The organism is Mycobacterium sp. 134 (genome assembly GCF_048282715.1).
Classification (GTDB): domain Bacteria; phylum Actinomycetota; class Actinomycetes; order Mycobacteriales; family Mycobacteriaceae; genus Mycobacterium; species Mycobacterium septicum.
The window spans coordinates 4,567,235-4,581,130 of the sequence record NZ_JBLVUN010000008.1; the positions used below are offsets into that span (position 1 = coordinate 4,567,235).

The following is a 13,896-nucleotide window of genomic DNA, read 5'->3' on the forward strand; positions in this document are numbered from 1 at the left end:
ATCCACGAACTTCACGACCCTGTATGCAATCTCAACGGTTCACTCTTACACGATCTGGTTCGTCCGCAACTGGGCGATCTGCGCTGCGTCATAACCGATCTCGGCGAGCACCTCATCGGTGTGCTCACCCAACAGCGGAGCCCGTCGCCGGATCGTCCCCGGCGTCGCCGACATCCGGAACGGCGTCTCGATGATCGGCACATCGCGCGACGCACCTGGGAACGGGACCCGCTGTAGGTAGCCCATGGCCTGCACATGCGGGTCGTCGAGCACGTCCTGCGTGGAATGCAGCGGGGCGGCGGGCATTTTCGCCTTCTCCAACAGCTCCAGCACGGCCGCCTTGGTCTTGTCGGCACACCACTCGGCCATGATGTCGTTGAGGATGTCGCCGTTGGCCCAGCGGATGTCGTCGTTGGCGAAACGTGGATCGTCGAACAGTTCTTCTCGACCCACCAGCCGGCACCAGCGCTTGAACATCGGCTGCCCGGCGACCTGCAGCAGGACCCACTGGTCGTCGGCGGTGCGATAGAGATCGCACGGCGCGACCGACGCACCTTTGTTGCCCATCCGGGGCTTGTCGACCTGCAGCAGTTCACGCTCGATCAGGAAGGCGTTCGACAGCATCAGAGCGGTGGGCAGCAGGGCGCCTTCGACGTGCTGCCCCTCCCCGGTCTTGTCGCGGTGATACAGCGCCATCATGACGCCGATCGCGAGCGTGAGCGCGGTCCCGAAATCCGCGTAGGGCACCACCGTTCGGATCGGTTGGTCGGGCAGCCCCTGACGGTAGACCGCCCCCGACATCACCTGTCCGGCGCCGTCGAAGCCGATCTTTTCGCTGTACGGACCGCCCTCGCCGTAGGCCGTTGCACTGGCCAGGATGATGTCGGGCTTGACCGCCTTGAGTGTCTCGTAGTCCAGCCCGCTGGCCCGCATCCCGGCCGCGGGCATGTTGGCGATCACGATGTCGGCCTCCGCCACCAGCCGGCGGGTGATCTCCGCGCCCTCAGCAGTGGTGGAGTCCAGCGTGAGTGAGCGCTTGTTGCGGTTGCACTGCAGGAAGGTGCCGCCTTCACCGCCCTCGGTGACGGCCTGCACCCAACGGTCTTCCCCGCCTTCGCGTTTCTCCACCCGCAGCACGTCGGCACCCATGTCGGCCAGGATCGCGCTGCACCAGGGGGCCGCGATGAACCGGCCGTAGTCGAGCACCCGTATCCCGTCGAGAACACCTGCCATGCACCCATCCTTTTCCTCGGCGAGCAGACGCGAAAGTCCCTGTTTTCCTACCGAAATGGGTACATTTGCGTCTGCTCGCGGATCAACTCGCTACTCCAGCACACCCAGCCGGTCGAGGTGCTCGGTCAGCGGTTTGGACGCGGCACACAGGTGCTCGGCCATGGCGTCGCGGGCCGCATCCCCGTCGCGGGCCTTGAGCGCGGCCAGGATCCGGCGGTGGTCGTGGGTGGACTGCTCGGGCCAGCCCTCCACCGTCGGATACACCGATTCCAGTGCGTAACGGGTGATTTGGGACATCAGCTGGGCAAGTTTCGGCGATTCGGCCGCCCGGTTGACACCGCGGTGGAACGCATGGTTGAGCCGTACCGCTGCCTCATGATCGTCTTGCGCATACGCGTCCTCCAGCTCCCGCTGGATCCGGGCGAGCTCACCGAGTTGGCCGTCGGTGATCTGCCCGGCCGCCCGGGACGCCAGCTGCCCGCCGATGTGCGCCTGCACGCCCGCCACGTCGTCGATGTCGCGCCGCGTGACCGGCAGCACCAGGAACCCGCGCCGTGGCTGCTGGGTCAGCAGCCCCTCGGTGCGCAGGCCGAACAACGCCTCGCGTACCGGCGTCACGCTGATCCCCAGCTCGGCCGCCAGTTGCTCGAGCCGGATGTAATTGCCCGCCGGATAGGTGCCGTCGAAGATCCGGCGCCGGATCAGTCGCGCCACATCCTCGGCCAGCTGTGGCCGAGAAGCGAAATCGGGGATGGACACGGTTCAGACCCGATAGTCGGACAGCAGGCGCTTGCTGATGATGTTCTTCTGGATCTCGCTGGTGCCCTCACCGATCAGCAGGAACGGTGCGTCGCGCATCAGCCGTTCGATCTCGTACTCCTTGGAATAGCCGTACCCGCCGTGAATCCGGAAGCTCTGCTGGGTGACCTCCGAACAAAACTCGCTGGCCAGATACTTGGCCATGCCCGCGGCCACGTCGTTGCGCTCGCCGGAGTCCTTGAGCCGGGCGGCGTTGACCATCATCAGATGGGCGGCCTCGACTTTGGTTGCCATCTCGGCCAATTGGAAGGCCACGGCCTGATGCTCGGCGATCGGCTTGCCGAACGTCTCCCGCTGCTGGGCATAACGGACCGCCAGCTCGAAGGCGCGGATTCCCACGCCGCAGGCCCGGGCCGAGACGTTGACGCGGCCGACCTCGACCCCGTCCATCATCTGGAAGAAGCCCTGCCCGGTGACCCCGCCGAGGACGTCGTCGGCACTGGCCCGGTAGCCGTCGAAAATCAGCTCGGTGGTGTCGATGCCCTTGTAGCCCAGCTTGTCGAGCTTGCCCGGAATGGTCAGACCGGGAACGACTTCACCGAAGCCGGTGGGCTTTTCGACCAGGAACGCGGTCAGGTTGCGGTGCGGCTTGTCGGCGCCCTCGTCCGTGCGCACCAGCGCGGCCACCAGGGTGGAACTGCCGCCGTTGGTCAGCCACATCTTCTGGCCGTCGATCGTGTACGTGCCGTCGTCGTTCTTCTTGGCCCGGGTGCGGATCGCTGCCACGTCGGAGCCCAGCTCGGGCTCGGACATCGAGAATGCACCCCGTGTCTCACCAGTCGCCATGCGCGGCAGGAACTTCTGCTTCTGGGCGTCGGTTCCGTGCTGGCGGACCATGTACGCGACGATGAAGTGGGTGTTGATCACCCCGGACACGCTCATCCAGCCGCGGGCCAGCTCCTCGACGCACAGCGCGTAGGTGAGCAGCGACTCGCCGAGCCCGCCGTACTCCTCGGGGATCATGAGCCCGAACAGGCCCATCTCCTTCATCTGGTCGACGATGGCCTGCGGGTAGGTGTCGGAGTGTTCCAGCTCCTGGGCGGTCGGGATGACCTCCTTGTCGACGAATTGCCTTACCGTCGAGACGATCTCGGTCTGGAACTCGGTGAGCCCCAGGGTTTGCGCGAGTCTGGTCATGGGGTCACCCTTTCGAACACGGCGGCCAGCCCCTGGCCACCGCCGATGCACATGGTCTCCAACCCGTAGCGGGCCTGACGCCGATCAAGTTCCCGCGCCAGCGTGGCCAGCATCCGCCCGCCGGTCGCCCCGACCGGGTGCCCCAGCGAGATGCCGGATCCCCGGACGTTGGTGCGCTCGAAGTCGGCCTCGCCGAACTTCCACTCCTTCGTCACGGCCAGTGCCTGGGCGGCGAACGCCTCGTTGAGCTCGATCAGGTCGATGTCGCTGAGCTGCAGATCGGCCTTTGCCAGGGCCACCTCGGTAGCCGGAACCGGGCCGATGCCCATGACGTTGGGGGCGACACCCGCCGAACCCCACGACACCATGCGCACCAGCGGCCGCAGGCCCAGCTCGGCGGCCTTCTCCGGGGTGGTGACGATGCACATGGACGCGGCGTCGTTCTGACCACTGGAGTTGCCCGCGGTCACGGTGGACTCCGGGTCCTGCTTGAGCAGAACAGGTTTCAGCTTGGCCAGCGCCTCGACCGTGGTGTCGGCACGCGGGTGCTCATCGGTGTCGATCACTGTCTCGCCTTTACGGGAGCGGACCGTCACGGGAATGATCTCCTCGGCCAGAACCCCGGACTCCTGGGCCGCCACAGCACTTCGATGCGAGCGCACCGCAAGTTCGTCCTGCTCGGCGCGGCTGATGCCGTAGTCGCGGCGCAGATTCTCGGCGGTCTCCAGCATTCCACCCGGCACCGGATAGAACTGCCCGCCGGCCGTGGTGCGTCCCCGTGCGAGTCCGTCGTGAAGCTGCACGCCGCTTCGGGCTCCACCCCAACGCATGTCGGTCGAATAGAACGCGACGTTGCTCATGCTCTCGGCACCGCCGGCCACGACCAGATCGTTGTCGCCACTGCGCACCTGCAGGCAGGCCTGGATCACGGCCTGCAGCCCGGAACCGCATCGGCGGTCGACCTGCATGCCCGGAACGGTCACCGGCAGCCCGGCGTCGAGCGCCACCACGCGGCCGATGGCCGGGGCCTCACTGTTGGGATAGCAGTGCCCCAGAATCACGTCCTGCACCTGCTCCGGTGCCACACCGGTGCGCCCCAACAGGCCCTTGAGGGCGACGACACCGAGTTCGACGGCCGTCAGTGACGCAAACATGCCGCCATAGCGGCCGATCGGGGTGCGGACCGGTTCGCAGATGACCGCCTCGCGGGTGCTCATACGTGCCGACCGCCGGTCACCTCGAGCACGGTGCCGGTCATGTACGACGACAGGTCGCTGGCCAGGAACAGCGCGACCTTGGCCACCTCGTCGGGTTCACCGGCGCGGCCCATCGGGATCTCGGCCAGTTTCTGATCCCAAATCCGTTGCGGCATGGCCTCGGTCATCGCCGAGCGGATCAGCCCCGGCTGGATGGCGTTGACGCGCACGCCGAGGTGCGCGAGTTCCTTGGCGGACGCCTTGGTCATGCCGACGATCCCGGCCTTGGCCGCCGAGTAGTTGGTCTGGCCGACCAGGCCGACCTTGCCCGAGATCGAGGACATGTTCACGATCGCGCCGCGCTGGTTCTCCCGCATGATCGCCGCGGCCGATTTGGTGCCGTTCCAGGTGCCCTTCAGGTGCACCGCGATGACCTGGTCGAACTGCTCCTCGGTCATCTTGCGCAGGGTGGCGTCACGCGTGATGCCCGCGTTGTTCACCATGATGTCCAGGCGGCCGAACCGCTCGACCGCGGCCTGCACGAGGGCCTCGACCTCGGCGGACGACGTCACATCACAACGCACCGCAGTCGCCACCTCGGGCCCGCCGAGTTCGGCGGCGGCCGCCTCGGTGGCCTCCAGGTTGACGTCGCCGAGCACCACCCGGGCACCCTCGTCGATGAAGCGTCTCGCGATGGCCAGGCCCAGACCCTGGGCACCGCCTGTCACCACTGCAGTCTGACCGGTCAGCAACGACACCTGATCACCTAACTTTCGATCCCGGGGGCTCTGTCTGAGGCAGATCATATTTCATATACGATATTGGAGATTCATCACCCCCGCGGATCCCGCGCGACGAAATGGAGCTCCCCTGTGACCACCACCGCGGCCACTACCGAAGTCAGCGACGAGGACTTCCAGGAGATCCTGGCGCAGACCCGCAGCTTCATCCGCTCCGCCGTGGTGCCCCGCGAGAACGAGATCCTGGCCACCGATCAGGTACCCGACGATCTGCGCGAGCAGGCGAAAGACATGGGGTTGTTCGGTTACGCGATCCCCCAGCAGTGGGGTGGCCTCGGGCTCAACCTGGCCCAGGATGTCGAACTGGCAATGGAATTCGGCTACACCTCGCTGGCCCTGCGGTCGATGTTCGGCACCAACAACGGCATCGCCGGGCAGGTTCTGGTGGGGTTCGGTACCGATGAACAGAAAACCCGGTGGCTGGAGGGCATCGCCTCCGGCGACGTCGTCGCCTCGTTCGCCCTGACTGCAGCCCGGCGCCGGATCCAACCCGGCGGGCCTGCGCACCAAGGCCGTTCGCGACGGCTCCGGCGATGACGCGGACTGGGTGATCAACGGCCAGAAGCGGTTCATCACGAACGCACCCACCGCGAACCTGTTCGTCGTGTTCGCCCGCACCCGTCCCGCCGATGCCGACGGCCCTGGCATCGCCGTGTTTCTCGTGCCCGCCGACGCCGCCGGTGTCGAGGTGGGCGCCAAGGACGCCAAAATGGGTCAGGAGGGCGCCTGGACCGCCGATGTCAACTTCACCGACGTACGGGTGCCGAACAGTGCACTCGTCGGCGGCAGTGAGGACGTCGGCTACCGCGCCGCGATGACCTCCCTGGCGCGCGGCCGGGTCCATATCGCGGCCCTCGCGGTGGGATCCGCCCAACGCGCGCTCGATGAATCAGTCGCCTACGCCGCCGCGGCGACGCAGGGGGGCCAACCGATCGGAAGCTTCCAGTTGGTGCAGGCGATGATCGCCGACCAGCAGACCGGGGTGATGGCCGGCCGGGCTTTGGTCCGTGACGCCGCGGCCAAGTGGGTGTCCGGCGAAGACCGCCGCATCGCCCCCTCGGCAGCCAAACTGTTCTGCACCGAAATGGCAGGCAACGTGGCTGATCTCGCGGTTCAGATCCACGGCGGCACCGGCTACATGCGCGAGGTCCCGGTCGAACGCATCTACCGCGAGGTCCGGCTGCTTCGCCTCTACGAGGGGACCAGCGAGATCCAGCGACTCATCATCGGCGGCGGGCTGGTCAAGGCCGCCCAGCGCCAGCACTGAATCCACCCACCGAATCAACAGACTGACCAAGGAGAATCCATGACCGAGCGGCTCGCCGGAAAGGTCGCCTTCATCACCGGAGCTGCCCGTGGGCAGGGCCGCGCACACGCGGTCCGGATGGCCAAAGAGGGCGCCGATATCATCGCGGTGGACATCGCCGGTCCGCTGCCACCGAGCGTGCCCTACGACTCGGCCACCCCCGAGGATCTGACCGAAACCGTGCGCCTCGTCGAGGCCACCGGCAAGCGCATCATCGCGACCGCCGCCGACACCCGCGACCACGACGCGCTGCGGGAGATCGTCGGTAAGGGCGTCGCCGAGTTCGGCAGGCTCGACGTCATCGTGGCCAACGCGGGCATCACGGTTCCCGAACCCTGGAACGAGACCACCCCGGAGTCGTTCCGCGACGTGATGGACATCAACGTCACCGGCACCTGGAACACCGTGATGGCCGGTGCCCAGCACATCATCGACGGCGGCCGTGGCGGGTCCATCATCCTGATCAGCTCGGCCGCCGGCATCAAGATGCAGCCGTTCATGGTGCACTACACCGCCAGCAAGCACGCCGTCGCCGGCATGGCCCGGGCGTTCGCCGCCGAGTTGGGCAAGCACAAGATCCGGGTGAACAGCCTGCATCCGGGTGCGGTCAACACCCCGATGGGCACCGGCGACATGCTGGCCGCGCTCAACCGGGCCAATGACACCAACCCCGGCCTGATGCAGATGGTGACGCCGTTCCTGCCGGACTACATCGCCGAACCCGAGGACATCGCTGATGCCGCGATCTGGCTGGCGAGCGACGAGTCACGGTATGTCACCGCCAGCCGCGTGGCCGTCGATCTGGGCTCCACCCAGTTCTAGTGTCTTGAGTCATTAATTCGAGTGCAGTAGTTCCCGATGCTGGCTAGGATTTGGTCGGCGGTCTTCGTCCAGACGTAGGGGCGCGGATTGTCGTTCCAGGTGTCGATCCATGCTCGGATGTCGGCGTTGAGTTGGCGCACTGAGGTGTGGGTGCCGCGGCGCAGTTTCTTGGTGGTCAGCTCGGCGAACCACCGTTCGACCAGGTTGAGCCATGATGAGCTGGTCGGGGTGAAGTGCAGCACAAAGCGGGGATGGCTTGTCAGCCAACGTTTTACGGCGGGGGTCTTATGGGTGGAGGCGTTGTCGAGCACGACGTGACAATCCAGATCGGCGGGGACTTCGGCGTCGATTTTCTTCAAGAAGGCGAGAAATTCAGTGGAGCGGTGGCGCGCGTGCAGTGAGCCGATCACCGTTCCTGTGGTCAGGTTCAAGGCCGCATACAGGCTCGAGGTGCCGTGGCGGATGTAGTCGTGACTGGCCCGCGCTGGGGTACCGGGCAGCATCGGGAACACGGGCTGGGTGCGGTTCAGAGCCTGGATCTGCGTCTTTTCGTCAACGCAGAGCACCACCGCCCGCTCCGGCGGGTCCAGGTACAGACCGACCACGTCGCGGACCTTTTCCACGAACAGCGGATCCTTGGACAGTTTCCATGAATCCTGTTTGTGTGGAGCTAATCCGAATGCGCGCCAGACCCGCGAGACCATCGACTGACTCAAGCCCAGGTGATCGGCCATCGACCGCGTCGACCAATGCGTGGCATCCGGTGGAGTCGTTTCCAACGTTGCAGTGATCAGATCCTTGATCTGCTCATCACCCACGACACGCGGCCGGCCCGGGCGCGGCTCGTCGAGCAATCCGTCGCAGCGGTCCACGACGAACCGATTACGCCACCGACGCACCGTGGTGATCGACAGATCCAGCCGCCGCGCCAGTTCGGTATTGGACCCACCATCGGCGGCTGCCAACACAATTCGCGACCGCATCGCCAAGCCTGCAGCACTAGTCCGACGCCTGGCCCAACCCTCAAGCTCAGCCCGCTCATCAGCGGTCAACACAATCTTGGCAGCACGCGGAGTCGGCACGACCCAGTCTAACAGCTAGATCGTAATTAATGACTCAGGACACTAGGCCGGCATGCCCAGCCCCGTATCCACGGACTTCGCCGACGGCCTGGCCAGCGGGCTGGGCGCCTACGGCGACCGGCCGTTCATCGAGTTCGACCGAAAATGGTATTCGGGCAACGAGATCACGCAGTTCATCGAGCAGGTCTCGGCCGCGCTGCGGGACGCCGGCGTTGAGCCCGACGAGCCTGTCGGCATCGTCGTGCGCAACCGGGTGGCCCACGCCGCGGCGATCCTCGGGTTCATCGCGTCGCGCCGCCCGGTGGTGATGATCTACTCGTACCAGTCCGCCACCGCGATCGCCCGCGACGCCGAAAGCCTGGCGCTGCCGGCAATCCTCGCCGATATCGACGACTGGACACCGGAACTCAACGGCGCGGTGCGCGCAGCCGGATCGGCCGGGATCTCGTTGTCCGGTGCGCCGCTCGGGGTCGGCGTGATCGCGGCGCGGCAACCCGGCAGCCGACACGACCCGGCCCTGGGACAGTCCGGCCTGCATATCCTGAGCAGCGGCACCACCGGCCCGCCGAAGCGAATCCCGGTCGCCACCAAGGTGCTCGCCCACACCGTGCTGAGCATGACGATCGGCGCGGGCACCGAAGTGGTCGGTCCCGACGCTCCACCCGCGCTGGTCTACTGGCCGTTCGGCAGCATCGGTGTCTGCCAGCTGCTGGCCGCACCGTGCTCGGGCAAGCGGATGGTGCTGTTGGAGAAATTCAGCGTCCCCGAGTGGGTTCAGGCGATCAAGACCTACCGGATCACCCGGGCGGGTGTGCAGCCCGCGATCCTCCGGATGCTGCTGCAGGCCGACGTTCCTCCCGAGGATCTGGCGTCGCTGGAGGGACTCTCGGGCGGTTCCGGACCGTTGGAGCCGGAGCTGCGGGCGGAGTTCGAGAATCGTTACGGCATACCACTGCTATGGGCCTACGGGGCAACCGAATTCGCCGGGTCGGTGTGCAGCTGGACACCCGAGTTGTACCGCCGGTACGGCGCGGACAAGCCCGACAGCGTCGGACGTACGCTGCCCGGCGTACGCATCCGCATCGTCAACCCCGACTCCTCCGCCGAGGTTCCGGCGGGCAGCATCGGACTGCTCGAAGCCCGCGTCGAGGTCATCGGACCGGACTGGGTGCGCACCACCGATCTGGCCTCCATGGACGAGGACGGGTTCGTGACACTGCACGGGCGCGGCGACGGCGCGATCAACCGCGGCGGCTTCAAGATCCTCCCGGAAACGGTTCGGCGGGTTCTGATCTCACATCCCAGTGTGCTCGACGCCTGCGTCGTGGGCGTTCCAGATGCCCGCCTCGGCGCGGTTCCCTTCGCCGCGGTCGAGCTGCGGCGCGATGCCGTCGTGCCCGCCGAAGCCGAGTTGAAAGACCTGGTGCGCGAGGCGCTACCGAGCCATCATGTGCCGGTGGCGGTACTGGTGGTCGACGCACTCCCCCGCAACGCCGCCCTCAAGGTGCGGCCGGGAGACGTCGCGGCGCTGTACACCCGATAGCGGCTACCAGCGTGCCGGTGCCGAGTTGTCCAACGACAGTGGGCGGTCATACGACAGGTCTGACCGGTCGCGGGTGCCCACGAGATAACCCTTCTCGGTGAAAAAGGACGATTGCAGCACTCTCGCATCGGCGAGGAACATCCCTTCGACGGTCGATCGGCGAACGACGATGCGCCACTGATCGTCTCGGCGCTCCAGCCGGTCGATGTAGCGTCCTGTGATGAATTGAGCGCTCTTGCCGTCGATTCCGATCAGCACCACGATGACGTAGCTCTCCGCATGCGCCGTATCGCCATCGATCTCACATGTGTGCGTGGTGATGTTGTGAGTGTGGACGCGCGATGTTTCGGCATGGGTTTCGTTGGCCCACGCGCCGTAATCAGGACCCGCATTGATGGTGTGGCCGTGTTCATCGACGCCGTCAGGATGGTAAGCCGAGGCAATGAGATCGACGTCGTGCCGGTCGCATCCACGGGCATGTCGAGCAACGCAGTCGAGGATCTCGGTTCGGTCCAACAGAAACCGCACGTCTCGCTGAAGCCCATCCAGGGCGGAATCGACAGTCATCGGAACTCCTGCTCAGTCAGGTAGAAGAAAGGCGTCCAGGGGACGCACGCTCGCATGCGTTTACAACTCCGAAATTAGACTATACGAACGTACAGCATCAATCGAGTGTCAAAATGCTTGTATCGACCGAGCGAGGAGACCATGGCAGCAACGTCGCGACGGGTGGGCGCCGAAACGTCCAAGACCAGGGACACTCTGCTGGATTGTGTCGAGCGGATGATGCTCAACGAGGGCTACGCGAGTGTCACCTACCGCGCTCTGGCCGCAAAAGCCGAGGTGACCCCCAGTCTCGTGCAGTACTACTTCCCCACCCTCGACGACATCTTCATCGCCGCGATCCGGCGGTACTCCGAACGCGGGGTCACTCACCTCTCCGAGCTACTCACGTCACGCGCAGACGATCCGCTGCGAGCCGTATGGGAGTACAGCTGGGATGAGGCCACCGGTGCCCTCATCACCGAGTTCATGGCCCTGGGCAACCACCGCAAATCGATCCGCACCGAGATCGCCAAGGTGACCGAAAACGTGCGCAAGATGCAACTCGACGCACTGATGGCCAAGTTCGGCGAGGACGCCCGCCCGATCGGGGATCTCTCGCTGCCCGCGCTCCAGGTACTCATCTCCGGACTGCCGAAGTTCCTCAACCTGGAGAAAGGCATCGGCGTCAAGACCGCCCATGCGGAGGTCACTGAAGCGTTCGAACGCTACCTGGATCTCGTCGAGCCGCCGGTGTCGCCGAAGAAGAAAGCTATGCCGCGCCGACGTAAGACCCAAACCTCACGCTGAGCCATCCGCCGTGCGACCACGCGGCATTCCGAGTGCGCGTTGGGCGATGATGTTGCGTTGAATTTCGGACGTTCCGCCCGCGATCGTTGCACCGAAACTACGCAGATATCTCGTGAACCAACTACTGGTGTAGCTCTCGAGGTGGTAGGGCGAGAATGACCCGGTCTGAACGGGATCGGTCAGCGCATCGGAACCCGAATTGTTGAAAGCGGCCTCGGCTGCCGCCTGAATCGCCTCGGAGCCCATCAGTTTCAGCACCGACATCCTCGACGGGTCGTCCACTCCCCGCGAGGTTCTGGCGAGTTCCGCCGACCCCATCAGGCGCAGTGCCCAGTCGTCCATGACCAACGTGGCGTAGGCGTCGCGGTCAATGTCCGACGCAGGTCTCCAGTCCTCGATGAACTCCTGCAACCGGTCGGCATAGCTCAGCCACAGCAATGTCCGCTCATGGCCGAGTGAGCCGTTGGCCACTCGCCACCCTCCGTTGAGTTCACCGACAAGATTGTCGACGGGCACCCGCGCATCGGAGAAGAACACCTCATTGAAATCGATGTCATCGGGGCCGCAGGCTGAGGCGAACGGCCGGCGGGTCACGCCTGGCAGATCCGTTGGTATGAGCAGAACGCTGATGCCCTTGTGTTTCGGCGCGTTCTGATCGGTTCGCACCAGCGTGAACAGCACGTCGGCATCGTGCGCACCGGAGGTCCAGACCTTCTGACCGTTGACCACGAAGTGGTCGCCGTCGCGGACTGCGCGGGTACGCAATGACGCCAGATCCGATCCGGCCCCAGGCTCGCTCATGCCCAGCGCCGCCGTCATCTCCGCGCGCAGAATCGGTATCGCCCAACGACTCTGCTGTTCCGGTGTTCCGAAATGGATGAGTGATGCGGCGATGATCCCCACCCCTTGGGGGTTGAAAGTCTGATAGACCCGGCGGCGGGACAGTTCTTCGAAGTACACGTACTGCTCGACGACAGTCGCGTTGCGGCCGCCGAATTCGGGTGGGTATCCGGGCTGCAACCAACCGTTGTCGAACATCAGGCGCTGCCATCGCCGCGCCCACTCGGGAACATGAGCACTCGACGATGATCGCTCCACGGAAGCCACCGCGGCCTGCGGCAGATGTGTATCGAGAAACTCGGCGAATTCGGCTCGGAATGCCTCCACCGCCGGGTCGAAGTCGAGCTGCACTATGCCTCCTCCTGCTGGTCATCCATTGCTGAACATGCCCCGATAGCCGTAGGCGGGATGCCGTTCACTGATGTCCGCGGTGGGCGAGTCGAACAGCTTTTCGCGCAGCGTGCCGCGTCGATACTCCTTCTGCATCAGCCCCTCGGCTTGCAGGACCGGCACCAGGTGGGTGAAGAAGTCGTCGTAGCTCTCCGGCATGAGCGCGTTCATCACCTGGACGCCGTCAACGCCCGCTTTCTGGTACTCGGCAAGACGTTTGGCAATCGTTTCCGGTGAACCGACGACCATCTGGGGCAGTGACAGCGAGGTGAGGAAGTCCCTGATCGTCGGCTTGGTGCCTTCGGGCCAGGCATTGATGACGGAGAGAAATGCTCCACGGATGCCCGGAAGCTGGTCGAGGATGTCTTCCAGCGGGGTAGCCGGGTCGTACTGCCCCAGGTCGAGGCCACTCAGGCTGGAGAAGTACGCAGTTTGGGCTTCCTGGCTCCGGAACTCCTCCAGCTCACCCCACTTACGGTAGGCCTCTTCATCGGTCGATCCGATGATGAACATCATGCCCTGGAGGAAGAGGATGTCGCCGTCGCGCCGGCCCCGCTCACGCGCCAGCCTGCGGACGGTATCCACCTGAAGGGCAATGGTTTCCAAAGTCATGGCAGACAGGAACATGAGCTCGGCATGGCTACTGGCGAAGTCCAGGCCCGCGGGTGACCCGCCGGCCTGTGCCAGGACCGGTGTGCGTTGGGGTGACGGCTCCATCAAGTTGAAGCCTTCGACGCTGTAGCGCTTGCCCTCGTGGTTGATGTCGTGGACTTTCGTCGGATCCGCGTACACCCCGGCATCCGGGTCGTTGACGATCGCATCGACGTCCCAGGAGCCCTCCCACAGCTTGTACGCGACGTCGACATACTCAGCAGCCCACGCGTAGCGCTCTTCATGGGAGGGGCTGATGGGCAACCCGAGGTTGCGGAAGGCCTTCTCATTCGCCGAAGTGACGATGTTCCAGCCGACCCTGCCGTTGGTGAGGTTGTCCAACGTTGACACCGCGCGCGCGAAGACGAACGGGTGATGCTGGATCACCGAGCTCGTGTACAGGAAACCGAGATCCGTGGTCTGATGCGCCATCGCCGGGATCACCATGGTGCAGTCCCCGATCGGCACGTTCATCGCCATCTCGAAGATCACGTCACGCGATCCGTTGAACTCGCCCTGTACACCGATCACGTCGGTGAAGAAGAAGGCGTCGACCTTGGCCTCCTCGGCCTTCCTCGCCAGCTCCACCCACAGGTCGAAGCCCTTGAACTCCCGGTTGCGAGCTCGCGGGTGCCGCCAGCTGCCGTGGAAATTGTGGCCGATCGAGTCCATCAGCAGCAGCGTGAAGATCATCCGTTTCGACATTTGCATCCTCGTTTCGAGA

General features: G+C 65.2%; 12 protein-coding genes and 1 pseudogene. 4 read left to right on the forward strand and 9 right to left on the reverse strand.

The genetic code is table 11. The features are described from left to right. Nucleotides 1-45: 45 nt before the first annotated feature. The 5 genes from ACNQVK_RS26500 to fabG all read right to left on the reverse strand — a co-directional run bounded on the left by ACNQVK_RS26500 (nucleotide 46) and on the right by fabG (nucleotide 5,191). Nucleotides 46-1,233 (reverse strand): CaiB/BaiF CoA transferase family protein, encoded by a 1,188-nt coding sequence (locus tag ACNQVK_RS26500; RefSeq protein ID WP_418031902.1) that lies wholly within the window; start codon nucleotides 1,231-1,233, stop codon nucleotides 46-48. 90 nt (nucleotides 1,234-1,323) lie between these two features. Further along, the gene (locus ACNQVK_RS26505) at nucleotides 1,324-1,992 is read right to left on the reverse strand and encodes a GntR family transcriptional regulator (RefSeq protein WP_090434129.1); all 669 of its coding nucleotides are present in this window, start codon (nucleotides 1,990-1,992) and stop codon (nucleotides 1,324-1,326) included. Nucleotides 1,993-1,995: 3 nt separating this feature from the next. Next, nucleotides 1,996-3,189 (reverse strand): acyl-CoA dehydrogenase family protein, encoded by a 1,194-nt coding sequence (locus tag ACNQVK_RS26510; protein WP_418031903.1) that lies wholly within the window; start codon nucleotides 3,187-3,189, stop codon nucleotides 1,996-1,998. Further along, nucleotides 3,186-4,406 (reverse strand): acetyl-CoA C-acetyltransferase, encoded by a 1,221-nt coding sequence (locus ACNQVK_RS26515; protein WP_418031904.1) that lies wholly within the window; start codon nucleotides 4,404-4,406, stop codon nucleotides 3,186-3,188. Before ACNQVK_RS26515 ends, ACNQVK_RS26510 begins: the two co-directional genes overlap by 4 nt. Continuing rightward, on the reverse strand, nucleotides 4,403-5,191 hold the full coding sequence (fabG, locus tag ACNQVK_RS26520) for a 3-oxoacyl-ACP reductase FabG (protein WP_418031905.1): 789 nt from the start codon (nucleotides 5,189-5,191) through the stop codon (nucleotides 4,403-4,405). The genes ACNQVK_RS26515 and fabG overlap by 4 nt, the downstream gene beginning before the upstream one ends. A gap of 66 nt (nucleotides 5,192-5,257) precedes the next feature. Here fabG and ACNQVK_RS26525 point away from each other — a divergent pair. After that, nucleotides 5,258-6,452 (forward strand): annotated as a pseudogene (locus tag ACNQVK_RS26525) (acyl-CoA dehydrogenase family protein). A gap of 39 nt (nucleotides 6,453-6,491) precedes the next feature. Further along, nucleotides 6,492-7,313: a mycofactocin-coupled SDR family oxidoreductase gene (locus ACNQVK_RS26530; protein WP_044517170.1), complete on the forward strand. Its 822-nt coding sequence runs from the start codon at nucleotides 6,492-6,494 to the stop codon at nucleotides 7,311-7,313. Here ACNQVK_RS26530 and ACNQVK_RS26535 read toward each other — a convergent pair. Further along, on the reverse strand, nucleotides 7,310-8,395 hold the full coding sequence (locus ACNQVK_RS26535; protein WP_025997290.1) for an IS630 family transposase: 1,086 nt from the start codon (nucleotides 8,393-8,395) through the stop codon (nucleotides 7,310-7,312). The two genes, ACNQVK_RS26530 and ACNQVK_RS26535, sit on opposite strands and share 4 nt — an antisense overlap. A 52-nt stretch (nucleotides 8,396-8,447) precedes the next feature. On the opposite strand from ACNQVK_RS26535, the gene ACNQVK_RS26540 reads away from it, so the two are divergent. Then, a complete protein-coding gene (locus ACNQVK_RS26540; RefSeq protein WP_418031906.1) occupies nucleotides 8,448-9,938 on the forward strand; it encodes a class I adenylate-forming enzyme family protein in 1,491 nt (496 codons plus the stop codon). A gap of 3 nt (nucleotides 9,939-9,941) precedes the next feature. Here the strand turns inward: ACNQVK_RS26540 and ACNQVK_RS26545 are convergent, their stop codons facing one another. Further along, nucleotides 9,942-10,505 carry a nuclear transport factor 2 family protein gene (locus ACNQVK_RS26545; RefSeq protein ID WP_409549272.1) on the reverse strand — a complete coding sequence of 188 codons (564 nt, stop codon included), beginning with the start codon at nucleotides 10,503-10,505 and terminating at the stop codon, nucleotides 9,942-9,944. 141 nt (nucleotides 10,506-10,646) lie between these two features. Between ACNQVK_RS26545 and ACNQVK_RS26550 the strand changes: the two genes are divergently transcribed. Then, nucleotides 10,647-11,291, forward strand: a complete 645-nt coding sequence (locus ACNQVK_RS26550; RefSeq protein WP_418031907.1) for a TetR/AcrR family transcriptional regulator — start codon at nucleotides 10,647-10,649, stop codon at nucleotides 11,289-11,291. On the opposite strand, the gene ACNQVK_RS26555 is transcribed toward ACNQVK_RS26550, so the two are convergent. Continuing rightward, a complete protein-coding gene (locus tag ACNQVK_RS26555; protein ID WP_409549274.1) occupies nucleotides 11,283-12,482 on the reverse strand; it encodes an acyl-CoA dehydrogenase family protein in 1,200 nt (399 codons plus the stop codon). The two genes, ACNQVK_RS26550 and ACNQVK_RS26555, sit on opposite strands and share 9 nt — an antisense overlap. An 18-nt stretch (nucleotides 12,483-12,500) precedes the next feature. Continuing rightward, entirely contained in the window at nucleotides 12,501-13,877 is a 1,377-nt protein-coding gene (locus ACNQVK_RS26560) for an NtaA/DmoA family FMN-dependent monooxygenase (protein ID WP_418031908.1), read from the reverse strand. Between the last annotated feature and the right edge of the window lie 19 nt (nucleotides 13,878-13,896).